Origin of the sequence: Kitasatospora sp. NPDC057904 (genome assembly GCF_042887925.1) — a bacterium.
GTDB lineage: Bacteria > Actinomycetota > Actinomycetes > Streptomycetales > Streptomycetaceae > Kitasatospora.
In genome coordinates, this window is record NZ_JBHVOL010000002.1 from 687229 (window position 1) to 700906 (window position 13678).

11 protein-coding genes and 1 pseudogene are annotated in these 13678 nt (G+C 73.8%); 5 read left to right on the plus strand and 7 right to left on the minus strand.

The genetic code is table 11. From position 1 onward, the window contains the following. Positions 1–28: 28 nt before the first annotated feature. The 5 genes and pseudogenes from ACFVSN_RS08370 to ACFVSN_RS08390 form a co-directional block, all read right to left on the minus strand. Complete coding sequence (locus ACFVSN_RS08370; RefSeq protein ID WP_387954119.1) at positions 29–1534, minus strand: flavin-containing monooxygenase; 1506 nt, start codon at positions 1532–1534, stop codon at positions 29–31. Between the two features lie 162 nt (positions 1535–1696). After that, on the minus strand, positions 1697–2863 hold the full coding sequence (locus ACFVSN_RS08375; RefSeq protein ID WP_387954121.1) for an alanine--tRNA ligase-related protein: 1167 nt from the start codon (positions 2861–2863) through the stop codon (positions 1697–1699). A gap of 326 nt (positions 2864–3189) precedes the next feature. Then, positions 3190–4596, minus strand: a complete 1407-nt coding sequence (lpdA, locus tag ACFVSN_RS08380) for a dihydrolipoyl dehydrogenase (RefSeq protein WP_380492342.1) — start codon at positions 4594–4596, stop codon at positions 3190–3192. Positions 4597–4802: 206 nt separating this feature from the next. After that, a pseudogene (locus tag ACFVSN_RS08385) lies at positions 4803–5810 on the minus strand (alkene reductase); the annotation flags it as partial. Positions 5811–6081: 271 nt separating this feature from the next. Next, the gene (locus tag ACFVSN_RS08390; RefSeq protein ID WP_387954214.1) at positions 6082–7581 is read right to left on the minus strand and encodes a M28 family peptidase; all 1500 of its coding nucleotides are present in this window, start codon (positions 7579–7581) and stop codon (positions 6082–6084) included. A gap of 256 nt (positions 7582–7837) precedes the next feature. Between ACFVSN_RS08390 and ACFVSN_RS08395 the strand changes: the two genes are divergently transcribed. After that, positions 7838–8014 carry an antitoxin gene (locus ACFVSN_RS08395; protein WP_380436978.1) on the plus strand — a complete coding sequence of 59 codons (177 nt, stop codon included), beginning with the start codon at positions 7838–7840 and terminating at the stop codon, positions 8012–8014. A 58-nt stretch (positions 8015–8072) separates the two neighbouring features. Here the strand turns inward: ACFVSN_RS08395 and ACFVSN_RS08400 are convergent, their stop codons facing one another. Beyond that, on the minus strand, positions 8073–8213 hold the full coding sequence (locus ACFVSN_RS08400; RefSeq protein WP_380436980.1) for a hypothetical protein: 141 nt from the start codon (positions 8211–8213) through the stop codon (positions 8073–8075). Between the two features lie 74 nt (positions 8214–8287). Between ACFVSN_RS08400 and ACFVSN_RS08405 the strand changes: the two genes are divergently transcribed. From ACFVSN_RS08405 to ACFVSN_RS08420, 4 genes are all read left to right on the plus strand, one after another. Further along, positions 8288–8878, plus strand: coding sequence for a TetR/AcrR family transcriptional regulator (locus ACFVSN_RS08405; RefSeq protein WP_387588541.1), 591 nt, complete (start codon positions 8288–8290; stop codon positions 8876–8878). After that, positions 8875–10236 carry an MFS transporter gene (locus ACFVSN_RS08410; protein WP_387954122.1) on the plus strand — a complete coding sequence of 454 codons (1362 nt, stop codon included), beginning with the start codon at positions 8875–8877 and terminating at the stop codon, positions 10234–10236. The genes ACFVSN_RS08405 and ACFVSN_RS08410 overlap by 4 nt, the downstream gene beginning before the upstream one ends. Before the next feature lie 148 nt (positions 10237–10384). Then, positions 10385–11200, plus strand: coding sequence for a PP2C family protein-serine/threonine phosphatase (locus ACFVSN_RS08415; protein WP_380436986.1), 816 nt, complete (start codon positions 10385–10387; stop codon positions 11198–11200). 125 nt (positions 11201–11325) lie between these two features. Beyond that, positions 11326–12285, plus strand: coding sequence for an MASE1 domain-containing protein (locus ACFVSN_RS08420; RefSeq protein WP_387588537.1), 960 nt, complete (start codon positions 11326–11328; stop codon positions 12283–12285). A 27-nt stretch (positions 12286–12312) separates the two neighbouring features. Here ACFVSN_RS08420 and ACFVSN_RS08425 read toward each other — a convergent pair whose 3' ends face one another. Continuing rightward, the gene (locus ACFVSN_RS08425; protein WP_387588535.1) at positions 12313–13314 is read right to left on the minus strand and encodes a helix-turn-helix transcriptional regulator; all 1002 of its coding nucleotides are present in this window, start codon (positions 13312–13314) and stop codon (positions 12313–12315) included. Positions 13315–13678: the final 364 nt, after the last annotated feature.

The window sequence follows — 13678 nt, forward strand, 5'->3', positions numbered from 1 at the left end:
TCCCTCGATCCGAAGGACACGCCCTGGCTCAGCGGGCCTCCGCCGAGGGCGACTTGACGGCCGTGAACCGCAGCGCCCGGTCCGTCACCGGCCCCTCGACCAGCCGCTCGACGTCCTTCTCGTACGCCATCTCGACCGTCCACGGCCCGCGCGTGCCCGCCCGAGGGAAGGCCGCGATCCCGCGCTGGACGTAGCCGGAGCTCAGGTCCAGGAACGGCACGCGCTCCACGAGCGGATCGTCCAGGACGGGTTCGACGATGCCGTGCCCGTGGGCGTCCATGTGGTCGAGCAGGCGGCAGAAGTGCCGGCAGACGAGGTCGACCTTGAGCGTCCAGGAGAGGTTGGTGTAGCCGAAGGCGAACGCGAGGTTGGGCACGCCGGAGAGCATCATCGCCTTGTAGACCGTCGTGTCCGCCGGGTCGACCGGCCGGCCGTCGACGCTCAGCCGCACCTTGCCGAACGGCGACAGGGTGAGCCCGGTGGCCGTCACCACGAGGTCGGCGGCGAGCTCCCGGCCGGAGGCGAGCAGGACGCCCGTCCTGGTGAACCGCTCGATCCGGTCGGTGACCACCGAGGCCCGCCGGGCCGAGATCGCCTTGAACAGGTCGCCGTCGGGCACGATGCACAGCCGCTGCTCCCACGGGTCGTAGCGCGGCGTGAAGTGCGTGTCGACGTCGAAGTCCTTCGGCAGCCGGCGGCGGACGTCGGCGATCAGCACGCGGCGCATCAGCTTCGGCGCGCGCATGCAGGCCCGGTAGAGGCCGCGGCCGAGCAGGATGTTCTTGCGGCGCACGATCCGGTGGGCGAGCCGGGGGCCGAGCAGCCGCAGCAGCACGGCGGCGATGCCGTCCTCGGCCCGGGCCGAGAGCACGTAGCCAGGCGAGCGCTGGAGCATCGTGACGTGCCCGGCGCGGACGGCCAGCGCCGGGACGAGCGTGACGGCGGTGGCGCCGCTGCCGATCACGACGACGCGCTTGCCCTCGTGGTCGAGGTCCTGCGGCCAGTGCTGCGGGTGGACGACCCGGCCCTCGAAGTCGTCGAGGCCGGTGAACTCCGGTGCGTAGCCCGCCTCGTGGTCGAAGTAGCCGGTGCCGAGGAAGAGGAAGCGGGCGGTGAAGGTCACCGGCTCCGCGCTCCCGGCCGTCTCGGCGGTGACCGTCCAGCGTCCCGTCTCCGACGAGAACTCCGCGCCGGTCACCCGGTGTCCGAAGCGGATCCGCCCGGCGATCCCGAACCGGGTGACGGTCTCCCGCAGGTAGTCCAGGATGCTGTCGCCGTCCGCGAGGAACTTCCGGCTCGTCCACGGCCGGAAGCCGAAGCCGAAGGTCGGCATGTCCGAGTCGGACCGGATCCCGGGGTAGCGGAACTGGCGCCACGTGCCGCCGATCGCGTCGTGCGCCTCCAGGACGGCGAAGGACGTGCCGGGGCGGCGCGCCTTGAGGTGGCAGGCGGCGCCGATGCCCGAGATGCCGGCACCGATGATCAGCACGTCGACGTCCGTGCCGGGCGCCTCGCTGGTGGTCCTGGTCGTCACTCGTGCCTCCTGGCCGTCGCAGTGCTCGGGACATGTCGGTGACGAGCATCTCCCGAGGACGCCGAAACGTTCCACCCCGCCTCCGTGGCCGCCCGCCACCCGCCGGGCGCCGGGACGGTGGATTCCCGCCGCCCGGCACGGGGATCCACCGTCCCGGCCGGGTCACCGCGGCCGGAGGTCCAGGACGAGCTCGCGGGGCAGGCCGTGGGTGTCGTGGAGGTAGTGGAGGTCGTCCTCGGTGAGCGGGCCGCGGAAGCGGGGGCGGGAGAGCACCTGCCGGCCGCGGTCCAGGAGCCGGCCGAAGCGGTGCTCCTCGTCGAGGAGGGTCCGGCGGACGACGTCCGGGTCCACGTCCTGGCGGAAGCGGTCCAGGGTGTGGCGGATCAACTCGTCCGGCAGGTCGCCGAGTCCGCGCTGCGGGTCGTCGCGGCGCAGCACGGTGAGCACCCGGCGCAGCAGGCGGCGCAGGACGTAGCCGCGGCCGGTGTTGGACGGGCGGACGCCGTCGCCGATGACGACGATGCCCGAGCGGAGGTGGTCGGAGACGAGGCGAAGGGACGGCTCGTCGAGCTCCCAGAGGGTCGGCAGGAGGCGGCGCCAGGGGTCGAAGACGTCGCACTCGAAGACCGACCCGCGGCCCTGGAGCAGCGAGGAGAGCCGTTCCAGGCCGAGGCCGGTGTCGACGTTGCGCTGCGGGAGCGGGACGAGCGAGCCGTCGTCGAGGCGGCGGTGGCGCATCATGACGTGGTTCCACACCTCGACCCAGCGGTCGTCCTGCGTGGGCGTCGACCGCGGCGGGGTGTCGCCGGTCCACAGGAAGATCTCGGAGTCGGGGCCGCAGGGCCCGGTCGGGCCGTTGGACCACCAGTTGTCCTCGACGGTGAGCTCGACGGGGACGCCGCGGTCCTGCCAGAGCTCCAGCGAGCCGGTGTCGGGGCCGACCCGGTCGTCGCCGCCGAAGACGGTGACGTGGAGCAGGCCGGGGGAGACGCCGAGGCCGTCGGTGAGCAGCCCGTAGCCCCAGTCGAGGCTCTGCGGGCCCTCGTAGTCGCCGAGGGACCAGGTGCCGAGCATCTCGAAGACGGTCAGGTGGGTGCGGTCGCCGACCTCGTCGAGGTCCGTGGTGCGCAGGCAGCGCTGCACGTTGACCAGGCGCCGGCCGAGCGGGTGCGGGCGCCCTTCCAGGTGGGGCGTGAGGGGGTGCATGCCGGAGGTGGTGAACAGCACCGGGTCTCCGGGCGGGGGCAGCAGGGTCGAGCCGGTGATGCGGTGGTGGCCGCGGTCCTCGTAGTACTCGATGAAGGTACGGACGAGCTGGTCGGTGTTCATGGGGTGGCTCCTTCGCGTGCGGGCCGGGCGGAGGCACCGGACAACGAGTCCACGCGATCGTCGGAACCGAGGAGGGAACACCTCGAAGGCACCACCGGCGGACCGTTTCCGGTCGCCGGGGGGAGGGGGTACGTCAGGCGGCGGCAACCGGCGAGCTGGTCGCTCGCGCGGCTGCGGTGGTGCTTCGGTCCATGACGTCCATGCCACCGAGGTTAACGCCCCGGGCACACCGCGTGCCAACCGTTTTCCGTGCGCACCCCGCTCACCCGCACGACGGCTCCCGGGGCCGCCTTCGGACCCCGGGAGCCGTCCTCACGCGGCGGACGTCACATGTTGATCATGTGGCCGGCCAGGCCGTGGATGGCCTCCTTGACGGCCTCGCCGAGCGTCGGGTGCGCGTGGACGTTGCGGGCGACCTCGTGGACGGTGAGGTCCCACTGCTGGGCGAGCGTCAGCTCGGGGAGCAGCTCGGTGACCTCGGGGCCGATCAGGTGCGCGCCGAGCAGTTCGCCGTGGGTGTCGTCGCAGATCACCTTGACGAAGCCGATCGGGTGGCCGAGACCGTGCGCCTTGCCGTTGGCGGTGAAGGGGAACTTGGCGACCTTGACGTCGTAGCCGAGCTCGCGGGCCTGGGCCTCGGTGTAGCCGAAGGAGGCGATCTGCGGCTGGCAGTAGGTGGCGCGCGGGATCATGGCGAAGTCGACCTCCATGGTCTCCGCCCCGCCGATGGTCTCGGCGGCGATCACGGCCATCGTCTCGGCGGCGTGGGCCAGCATCAGCTTGGCGGTCACGTCGCCGATCGCGAAGATGTGCCCGGCGCTGGTGCGGCCGCGGCCGTCGACCGCGATGGCGCCGCGGTCGGTGAGCTTGACGCCGGCGTTCTCCAGGCCGTAGCCGTTGACGCGCGGCGCGAAGCCGATCGCCTGGAGCACCTTGTCGGCCTCCAGCACCTGCTGCTGCCCGTCCTTGGTGACGGTGACGCGCACCTTGGCGTTCGGGTCGCTGTCGTCGATCGACTCGACGCGGGTCGAGGTCAGCACCTCGATGCCCAGCTTGCGGTACTGCTTGGCGAGTTCGGTGGAGACCTCGACGTCCTCCAGCGGCACCACGCGGTCCAGGAACTCGACGATGGTGACCTTCACGCCGTAGTTGTGCAGCACGTAGGCGAACTCGACGCCGATCGCGCCGGCGCCCGCGATGATGATGCTCTCGGGCAGCTGCTCGGTGAGGATCTGCTCCTCGTAGGTGACCACGCGCTCGCTCAGGCTGGTGCCGGGCAGCAGGCGGGTGGTGGCACCGGCCGCGATGATGCAGTGGTCGAACGTGACGACGTCGAAGCCGCCGCCGCTGAGCGCGACCTGGAGGGTGTGGTCGTCGACGAACGTGCCCCAGCCGTCGTACTCGGTGATGCCGTTCTTCTTCATCAGGTAGTGGACGCCCTTGACCCGGCCGTCGGCGACGGCGCGGCTGCGGCGGAAGGCCTCGCCGAAGTCGAAGCTGACCCGGCCCTCGACCTTGATGCCGAAGGTCTTGGCCTCCTTGGTGAAGATGTGCGCCAGCTCGGCGTTGCGCAGCAGGGCCTTGGAGGGGATGCAGCCGACGTTGAGGCAGACGCCGCCCCAGTACTTGGCCTCGATGATCGCGGTCTTCAGGCCCAGCTGGGCGGAGCGGACGGCGGCGGTGTAACCGCCGGGGCCCGCGCCGAGGACGACGACGTCGTAGTGCGTGCTCATGGTGCTGACTCCTCCGAGGGTGTCACGGTGGTCCTGATCTCGGTCCCATGGTGGCAGGACCGGGCCCGGCGCACCCACCGGGTCTCGGCGGGCACGCTCCGCGCGGCACCGTACCCGTCCGGGGGCGCAATTGTCAGTGGTGTCCGCCTCCGTGATCGATGTCGCAGGTCACCGGGGTGGGCCGGCGGACGGGTTCGCGCGTTCGACGCCGGGTAGTCGGTGTACCCCTCGGCGCCGCCCGTGTACATCAGGCCGTCGCGCAGGGGGTTGAGCGGCGCTCCGGTGCGCAGGCGCTCGACCAGGTCGGGGTTGGCGAGGAAGCCGCGGCCGAAGGAGATCAGGTCGGCACCGGCCGCGAGCAGGCGCCCGGCGGCGGCCAGGCCGCCGTCCTCGGGCAGCGGCTGCCCCCAGCCGAGCACGGGGTTGGCGATGAGGGTGCCGGACCAGGCCTTGCGGAGCTCCTGGAAGACGGCGTCCTCGGGGTCGGCGAAGACGACGTGCAGGTAGGCGAGGCCGTCACCGGCGAGTTCGCCGGTCAGGGCGCGGTAGATCGCCGCGGTGTCGCCCTCCGCCATGCCCTGGCCGGTGAAGCCGGGAGACACCCGCAGGCCGACGCGCTCCGGGCCGATCTCGGCGGCGACGGCGCGGACCACCTCGACGACGAAGCGGATCCGGTTCGCCACCGGGCCGCCGTAGCCGTCGGTGCGGCGGTTGGTGTTCCGGGCGAGGAACTGGTGCAGCAGGTAGCCGTTGGCGCCGTGCACCTCGACGCCGGCGAACCCGGCCTCGACGGCCCTGCGGGCGGCGGCGGCGAAGTCGGCGACCGTCCGGCCGATCTCGGCGGCGGTCAGCTCGCGCGGCACGACGGACTCGCGGTGGCCGCTCGGGGTGTGGATCGTCTCGGGCAGCGCGACCGGTGAGGGGGCGACGGGGTGCAGTCCGCTGTTCTCGGGGTGGCCGATCCGGCCGCCGTGCTGGAGCTGGAGGAACATCCGTCCGCCCGCCGCGGCCACGGCGTCGGTCACCGTGCGCCAGCCGGTGACGTGCTCGTCGGCGTGGATCGCCGGGATGTCGGCGTAGGTGCGGCCGACCCGGTTCGGGGTGGCGGCCTCGGCGATGATCAGCCCGGCGGTGGCGCGCTGGGCGTAGTAGGTGGCCATGATCGGCTGCGGGACGCCGCCGGCGCCGGCCCGGGTGCGGGTCATCGGGGCCATCACGAGGCGGTTGGGGAGGTGCAGCGGGCCGAGGTCGGCGGGCTGGAAGAGGCCGGGGGTGCGGGTGTTCGCCGTGTTCGCGTTCGTCGCCGTCGTGTTCGCCGTGTTCGTAGCGTTCTTGTGCGCCGTCTTCGTCGTCTTCGTCGTCTTCGTCGTCATGCCGGAACCGTAGAAGCTCACACCGGTGTCAGCTTCAAGTGCGGGGGCCGGGGGCCGGGCTGACGGCCGGGTGGGCCCGCCGCCCGAGGACGGCAGCGGGCCCACCCGGTCGTCAGGCCGCCACCTCGTGGGCGTGGTCCTCGCCGAGGCCGCCCCCGGCGCCGCCGCCGCCCGCCTGGGGCGACACGGTTGCGGGCCGGTCGAGTTCGCCGAGGTCCCACGCGAACGTGCCGACGGCGTGGGCGATCACGGCGATGTTCGCGCCGAACGCGTCCCGGTCGAGGTTGTCCAGGCCGTCGCAGGCCTTGTGGTAGCAGGGATCGAAGGCGACGCCCGCCGTACCGCCGTAACGGGCCTGCTGCGCGGCCGACTTGACGACCTCGGCGCCGGTGTCGGTGCCGCCCGCCGGGATGCCCGCGTCGATGAACGGGCCGTAGTCGGAACGCCCGTTGAAGGCCACCGGCTCGTACTGCAGGCCGCGGCGGTCGAGGAAGTCGGAGATGTGCCGCTGGATCTGCGCCGAGCCCGCGGGACCGGCGCCGCCGCCGGTGCTGCCGGAGCCGTCGTAGACGAACTGGGCGTGGTTCGGGGAGGCGATCATGTCGAAGTTGAGGTAGAGCCGGATCTTCTTCCGGTCCGCCTCCGCCAGCGACTTGACGTACGCCTCCGACCCCTTGAGCCCGAACTCCTCGGCGGACCACCAGGCGAACTTGACCTTGTTCCGCACCGGCCGGACGCCGAGGTTGCGGGCGACCTCCAGGATTCCCGCCGAGCCGGAGCCGTTGTCGTTGACACCCGGGCCGGCCGGGACGGAGTCGAGGTGGGCGCCGACGAAGACGGTGTTGTTCTCGTCGCCGCCGCGGGTCTCGGCGAGGACGTTCCACGTGGTGCGCGGCTCCGTGAACGTGCGGATGTCGAGGCTCACTTCGACCGGTCCGGCCGCCGCCTTCGCCGCCAGCGCCTCCCCCGCCGCCTTCGAGACGCCGCCGACGGGGATCCGCACCGCGTTCGGCTCGCCGAGCGTCCCGTTCAGGTCGCCGTCCGCGCTGTTGTAGACGATCGCGCCGGCCGCGCCCGCCGCTGCCGCCGCGGCCTGCTTGACGGCGAAGCCGCAGCCGCCGCGCCGGATCAGCGCGATCCGGCCGGTGAACTCCCCCTCCGGGTAGTCGGCGGCCGCGCAGCCGGTGGCCGGGCCGACCGGCACGACCGCCAACTCGCCCTTCACGCCCGCCTCCGGGCCGCTCGGCGAGTACGTCATGGCGATCACCGGCACCTGCTCGGCCTGTGGTGACACGACGTCGAGGCGCTGGGTCCGCGCCTCGAAGAACGTGTAGGAGAACTCCTGCCGCGAGACCTTGAGCCCGGCCCGGCGGGCCTGCTCGTAGACGTAGCGGGCGGACTCCTCGTGGCCCGGCGAGCCGGCCGCCCTGGTGCCGCCGTTGCGGTCGGCGATCCGCTGGAGGGCCCGGAGCGTGTCGAGGGCGTCGTCGGCGCTGCTCCGGTCGACCAGCCGGGCCGCGAGCTGCGCACCCCGGCGGGCCGGGTCCGGGTCGGCGCCCGCGGTGCCGGCCCCGGCGAGCAGCAGCGGCACGGCCAGGGCGGTCGCCGTCACCGCGGCTCCGGCGGGGTGGGCGAGCGGGGTTCTCGTACGGCGGGTTCTCGTACGGCGGGTGCGCGGGCGGCGGGTGCGCAGCGTCAAGGCGGGTCCTTCCGACGGTCCGTGGACTCCGATTTGACATGACCGTCACCAGGCCTGCCAAGACCGCCGCGTCCGTCCGGGGGGAGGGCGCCGCGGCGCGACGGGATGCGGACCGGTCACCGCTCGGTGATGCTGGAGAGGTGGGGGACTCTCTTCCAGGAGTGTGACCATGTCCATGATGGATAAGCTCAAGAGCCTGCTCAAGGGCCACGAGGACCAGGCCGAGAAGGGCGTCGACAAGGCGGGCGACGCCTTCGACGAACGCACCGAGGGCAAGTACGGCAGCCAGGTGGACACCGCCCAGGACAAGCTCAAGGAACAGTTCCGCGACCAGCCGCCGCAGTAGGCCCGCCGCTGTCCCCTGAAGCTGACGCCCCGGTCCGGCCGCCGTGCCGCGCCGGGGCTCAGTCGTGTCCGGCGACCCCCTCGGGCTCCGGCACCGCGCCGCAGTTCTCGCACGGTTCGGCCCCGGCCCGCTCGCGCAGCCGTCCGCACTCCGGGCAGACCCGGTCCAGCCAGCAGGCCGCCTCTCCGCCTTCGTCCATGCCGCCGATTGTGCCGCCCGGCGCTGCGCCACGGCGAGTAGACACTGTCTACTCGGCCCTGGTAGACAGTGTCCATGACCGAAGAGGAGAAGGACCTCCGCACCCGCCTGGTGGCCGCCGGAGTCGAACTGCTGGCCCGGGACGGCGTCCAGGCGCTCGGCCTGCGCGAGATCGCCCGCCGGGCCGGCGTCTCGCACGGCGCGCCGCGCCGCTACTTCCCCACCCACCGCGAACTGCTCGCCGCCATCGCCCGGCACGGCTTCGGCAAGCTCACCGACACCCTCGCCGCGGCCGACACCCTCGCCGCCACCGACGGCCTCCCGCCCCGCGACCGGCTCACCGGGCTCGCCCGCGCCCACCTGCGCTTCGCCGCCGCCAACCCCGGCATGTTCGAGCTGATGTTCCGCCACGACCTGCTGGAGGGCAGCGGGGCCGACCTCCGCTCGACCTCGCTGCCGCTCTTCCGCACCTTCGCCCGCCTGGTCGGCGAGGCCCGCCCCGAGCGCGACAGCGGCACCACGGCCGTCGCCCTGCTCGCGAACCTGCACGGCCTCGCCCAGCTGCGCGCCTGGGGCAGCCTGCGGCTGCTCACCGGCGACGACGACGTGGAGCCGCTCCTGACGGCGATCGTCGACGCCCACCTCGGCGCCCCGGCACAGCGGTGAGCGCCGCCCGGCGCGAGCGGCTCACGCTCGCCGCGAGCATCACCGGCGCCGTCGTCGTGGCCCTGGACGGCACCGTGCTGTCCGTCGTCCAGCCCAGCCTCCAGCGCGACCTCCACACCACCGCCGCGGCCGTCCAGTGGACCAGCACCGGCTACCTCGTCGCCGTCGCCGCCCTGCTGGTCTTCGCGGGCCGCCTGGGCGACCGGTACGGGCACCGGCGCGTGTTCGGCGCCGGAGTGGCGGGCTTCGCCGCCGCCTCGGCCGGGATCGCCCTGGCGCCGGGCATCGGCTGGGTGATCGCCCTCAGGGTCGCGCAGGGCGTCGCGGGGGCCCTGCTGCAACCCGCGACCCTCGGCATGCTGCGCGCGGTGTTCCCCGGCGAGCGGCTCGCCGGGCCGATCGCCCTGCGCACCAGCGCGATCGGGCTCGCGGCCGCCGTCGGACCGCTCCTCGGCGGCGCGCTCACCGCACACCTCGGCTGGCGGGCGGTCTTCTTCCTCACCCTCCTGCCCGCCGCTGCCGCCGGACTGCTCGCCCTCGCCGTCCCGATGCCGGGGCCCGTGCGCGGCGCGGACACCGGCGGGCTCGACCTGCCGGGCGCGGCACTGCTCGCGCTCACCCTCGGCTGCCTCGTCCAGTCCCTGGTCGGCCTGCCCTCCCGGGGCAGCACGCTCGGCCTGGCCGCCGCCACCGTCCTCGGCCTCGCGTTCGCCCGGCACGAGCGGCGCACCGCCCGTCCGCTGCTGCCCCCGGCCGTACTGCGCTCCGCCGGGGTGACGCCCGTGCTGGGCGCCCTGCTCGCGGCGTCGGCGGCGCTCTCCGGGACGCTCTTCCTCGCCACCTACTTCCTGCAGGACGTCCTCGCCCTCGACCCGTTGCAGAGTGCACTGCGGGCGCTGCCGCTCGCCGTGACGATAGTGCTCGCGGCGCCCGCCTCCACCTGGCTGGCGAACCGTCACGGTGCCAGGGAGACCGTCGTGTCGGGCATGCTGCTGGTCGCCCTGGGCGTATTGCTGATCTCCCGGCTCGACCGGTCCTCCGGGCCGGTCGGGACGGGGGCCGGCTTCCTCCTGCTCGGCGCCGGGTTCGGCGCGGTGATGGCCACCGCCACGGCCATCGTCGTGCGCGGCACGGCCGCCTCCCGGGCCGGGGTCGCGGGCGGCCTCCAGCAGACCGCCATGAACGTCGGCCCCGCCCTCGGGGTGGCGCTGGCGGCCACCGTCGCCGGACCCGCCGCCGTCGGCACGGCGCTCGGCCCCGCGGGCCTCGCCCTGGCCGCCGTCGCCACGGGCGGCGCGCTGCTGGCCACCCGCATCCCCGGCGCAGAACGGGGCGCGGTCGTGCCGGAGGGGCGCTGAGCGGCCTCGACGAGCCCCGTCGAACCGCCCGCGCGCCTGCCCGGGCCGCGCCGAGCGCTCGCCCGGGGCACCGCGCTCGACCGGCCCTCACCCGTTCGGCCGACATAGGCTGGCCCTGACCACCACCGCCCCGACGGCCGGAGGGCCGATGAGCCGACGCCGCCCCGCCAGCCATCCGAGCGCCGACGCCCTGCTGACCCAGCTCGAAGGACTCACGGCGCGCGCCCTGGCGCACGCCGAGCTCCAGCGGGCCCAGGTGGAGCTGGCCGAGGCGCTCCAGCGGGAGCTGCTGCCGGCCGCCCTGCCGCAGCGGCCGGAACTGCGGGCCGCGGCCCGGTACGCGCCGGCCCGGCACGGCCTGAGCGTCGGCGGCGACTGGTACGACGGCTTCCCCCTGCCCGACGGCTCCCTGGCCTTCTCGCTCGGCGACGTCCAGGGCCACGACGTGGAGGCGGCGGCGCTCATGGGCCAGGTCCGGGTCGGCCTGCGCGCGGTGGCGGCCACCGCCGCCGACCCCGGCGAGGTCCTCGCCCGGGCCAACGACCTGCTGATATCCCTGGACAGCCGCCGCTTCGCCACCTGCAGCTTCCTGCGCTACGACCCGGTCACCGGGGACCTGTCGCACGCCCGCGCCGGCCACGTCCCGCCCGTGTGGGCCAACCGCGACGGCCGCTGGGGCCACTGCGCCGACGAGGGCGGGCCCCCGCTGGGCGTCCTGCCCGGCGCGACGTACCCCGTGACGCACCACAGGCTCACCGGGAGCGGGGTCATGGCGCTGGTCACCGACGGCGTGGTCGAGGGCCCCGCGTTCCCCATCGAGGCCGGGCTGGACGAGGTCGCGGCCGTCCTGCGGGAGCGGGTCGGGGCCGACCCGGACGAACTGGCGGCCGCCGTGCTCCGGGTGGCTGACCTCACCGGACACGCCGACGACGCCGCCGTCCTGGTCCTGCGCCACGACCGCTAGCGGCTCCCGGCCGGGCCCCGGGGCAGGCCACGCGTGTCACACGCCGCATCGCCGACCGGGCGTAGTGAGATGCTGCCGTGCCGCTGACTACGCCGTTCCGCCCCCGTTCCCCCCGTGACCTGGCGGTGACCGCCATACGACTGCTCGCGGTCACCGCCGTCTACCTCGCCGCCGGCCGGCTCGGCCTGCTGCGCCAGGTGGTGATCGCCGGGGCCAAGGTCACCCCGCTGTGGCCGCCGACCGGGATCGCGCTCACCTGCCTGCTGCTCCTCGGGCTCGGCATCTGGCCGGCCGTCGCGCTGGGCGCCTACCTGGTGGTCGTCACCATCGGGCCGGCGCACTGGAGCTCGCTCGGCATCGTCGCCGGCAACACGCTCGCGCCGGTCGCCGCGTACCTCATGCTGCGCCGGGTCGGCTTCCGGATCGAGCTGGACCGGCTCCGCGACGGGGTGGCCCTCGTCTTCCTCGGCGCGTTCGCCGGCATGCTGGTCAGCTCCACCATCGGCACCACCGTGCTGGTCCTGAACGGCTCGCTGCCGGCGGACGGTTTCTGGTCCACCTGGTCGGCCTGGTGGACCGGCGACGCGATGGGCGTCCTGGTGGTCACCCCGCTGCTGCTGGCGCTGCGCACCGCCCGGCCGCCCGCCGATCCGGGCCCGTTCGACTGGGTGGAGCCGGTCCTGCTGCTGGCCGGAACCGCCGCCGCCACCCTGATCGCCACCTCGACCACGGTGAACCTGCTCTTCCTGGTCTTCCCCTTCCTGATCTGGGCGGCCCTGCGCTTCCGGCTGATCGGCGCGGCGCCCTGCGTGCTCCTGATCTCGGTGCTCGCGATCGTCGCGGCCACCGACCGCAGCGGACCGTTCGCCCGCCACGGACTCGTCGCCGACATGGTGGTGCTCCAGGCCCTCAACGCGTGCGCGGCGCTGACGGGCCTGCTGCTGTCCGCGATCATCGCCGAGCAGCGCAACACCTACCGCCGCATCGAGCAGGCCTGCGTCGAACTCGCCGAGGTGGTGAACCGGCTGGCCCCGGGCGAGGCGGACACCAGCCAGTGGCTGCCCCCCGACGACGGCGGCCGGTAGACACCCGTGTGGTGGGGACACCGGGGCTCATATCCAGCCGCGCTCGCGGGCGAGGAGGGCCGCCTGGAACCGGTTGGCGGCCTCCAGCCGGCGCATCAGCGAGGCCACGTACTTGCGGTAGGTCCGAACCGCGATCCCGAGGTCACGCGCCCCGCTCTCGTCCTTGTCCGCCGTGTACAGCGTCTGGAGGATCCTCCGCTCCAGCTCGCTGACGCCTTCGACGGACGGCCCGGTGCCGGGCCCCTCGGGCGGGAGTTCCTCCGCCGCGCCCCACATGCGTTCGAAGAGCGAGGCGAGCGCGGCGACGAGTCCCGTCTCACGGACGAGGATGGCGCCCTTGGCCGTGTGGGCGGGGTCGATGGGGGTGAGGGCGGCGACCCGGTCGCAGACGATGAGCCGCTCCAGCGGCTGGCGCGAGATGCGGATCTGCGCCCCCTGGGCGGTCAGCTCGCGGGCGTAGGCCATCGTGGGCCGGTCGTCCAGGGCCGCCGCGCCCAGGAGCGTTCGCATGTGGACGCCCCGGCGCAGGATCCGCTCGTCCAGCGGGCGCGCGTGCGCGATGGTGTCCGCGCTCAGCACACCGCCGGGGTGCGTCGTGAGGCTCTCCGTCCAGGTGAAGAAGGTGAGTTCGTCGATGACCTCCCGCACCTCCGCCATGCCCTCCAGACGCCGGATCGAGGCATCGGGGCCGGCCGAGCGCCGCTCCGCCGCCTGCACCCCCCGCTCGGCGATCAACACGTCGACCGTGCGGCTGGTGGTGACCTCCTCCTCCAGCCGGGACCGCAGCAGGCCCACCGCGTACTCCACCAGGTGCTCCACGGCCTTCGCCGGCGACACCGGGTGCAGCACGCCGTCCCCGGTCTCCCGGGCCAGGCCGAGGCCGGTCAGCCGCCCGCCGAGGTCCCCGTCGGCCGTGTCGAAGTGACCCGCGAGCTCCTCGTGGGTGGTCTCGCCACGGCGCAGGAGGAGCCGGTACGCCTCCTCGTCGTCCGGGGCGACCCCCAGGAACGTCAGGTGCCGCTGTCGCATGCCCACCCCCGTGTCGGTGCTTACCGCGCCACGGACCGCAAAGGTCCAGTCCAATAGTCGTCGAGATCGTTCGAACCGGAAAGCTGCCCTGTCCGGCGGCGGAACGGATGCCGGGAACGAAGGTCAGCCGAAGCGCCGACAGGACATGCTCGTGACGCGGAGCAGGTCCACGTGGCGACGCCTGACGAGAAGGAGCACCCCGACAGACTAGATGATCGATTCCAAGGAGTTAGCAGTCGTAGGCGGTCGGCGCGCATGGTCGACTGGTCGGTGTGAAGTCATTCAGAGCGGAACCGGCCCGCAGGAGTTCCGCATACCAGTCGGCGATGGTGCCCCAGGAGTCAGTCATCCAGTACGGGTGCCC

What these genes read in the sequence shown, in the direction of transcription:
- ACFVSN_RS08375 (WP_387954121.1), bottom strand. Translation starts at nt 2,863, where the DNA reads ATGAACACCGACCAGCTCGTCCGTACCTTCATCGAGTACTACGAGGAC.
- lpdA (WP_380492342.1), bottom strand. Translation starts at nt 4,596, where the DNA reads ATGAGCACGCACTACGACGTCGTCGTCCTCGGCGCGGGCCCCGGCGGT.
- ACFVSN_RS08395 (WP_380436978.1), top strand. Translation starts at nt 7,838, where the DNA reads ATGTCCATGATGGATAAGCTCAAGAGCCTGCTCAAGGGCCACGAGGAC.
- ACFVSN_RS08400 (WP_380436980.1), bottom strand. Translation starts at nt 8,213, where the DNA reads ATGGACGAAGGCGGAGAGGCGGCCTGCTGGCTGGACCGGGTCTGCCCG.
- ACFVSN_RS08405 (WP_387588541.1), top strand. Translation starts at nt 8,288, where the DNA reads ATGACCGAAGAGGAGAAGGACCTCCGCACCCGCCTGGTGGCCGCCGGA.
- ACFVSN_RS08415 (WP_380436986.1), top strand. Translation starts at nt 10,385, where the DNA reads ATGAGCCGACGCCGCCCCGCCAGCCATCCGAGCGCCGACGCCCTGCTG.
- ACFVSN_RS08425 (WP_387588535.1), bottom strand. Translation starts at nt 13,314, where the DNA reads ATGCGACAGCGGCACCTGACGTTCCTGGGGGTCGCCCCGGACGACGAG.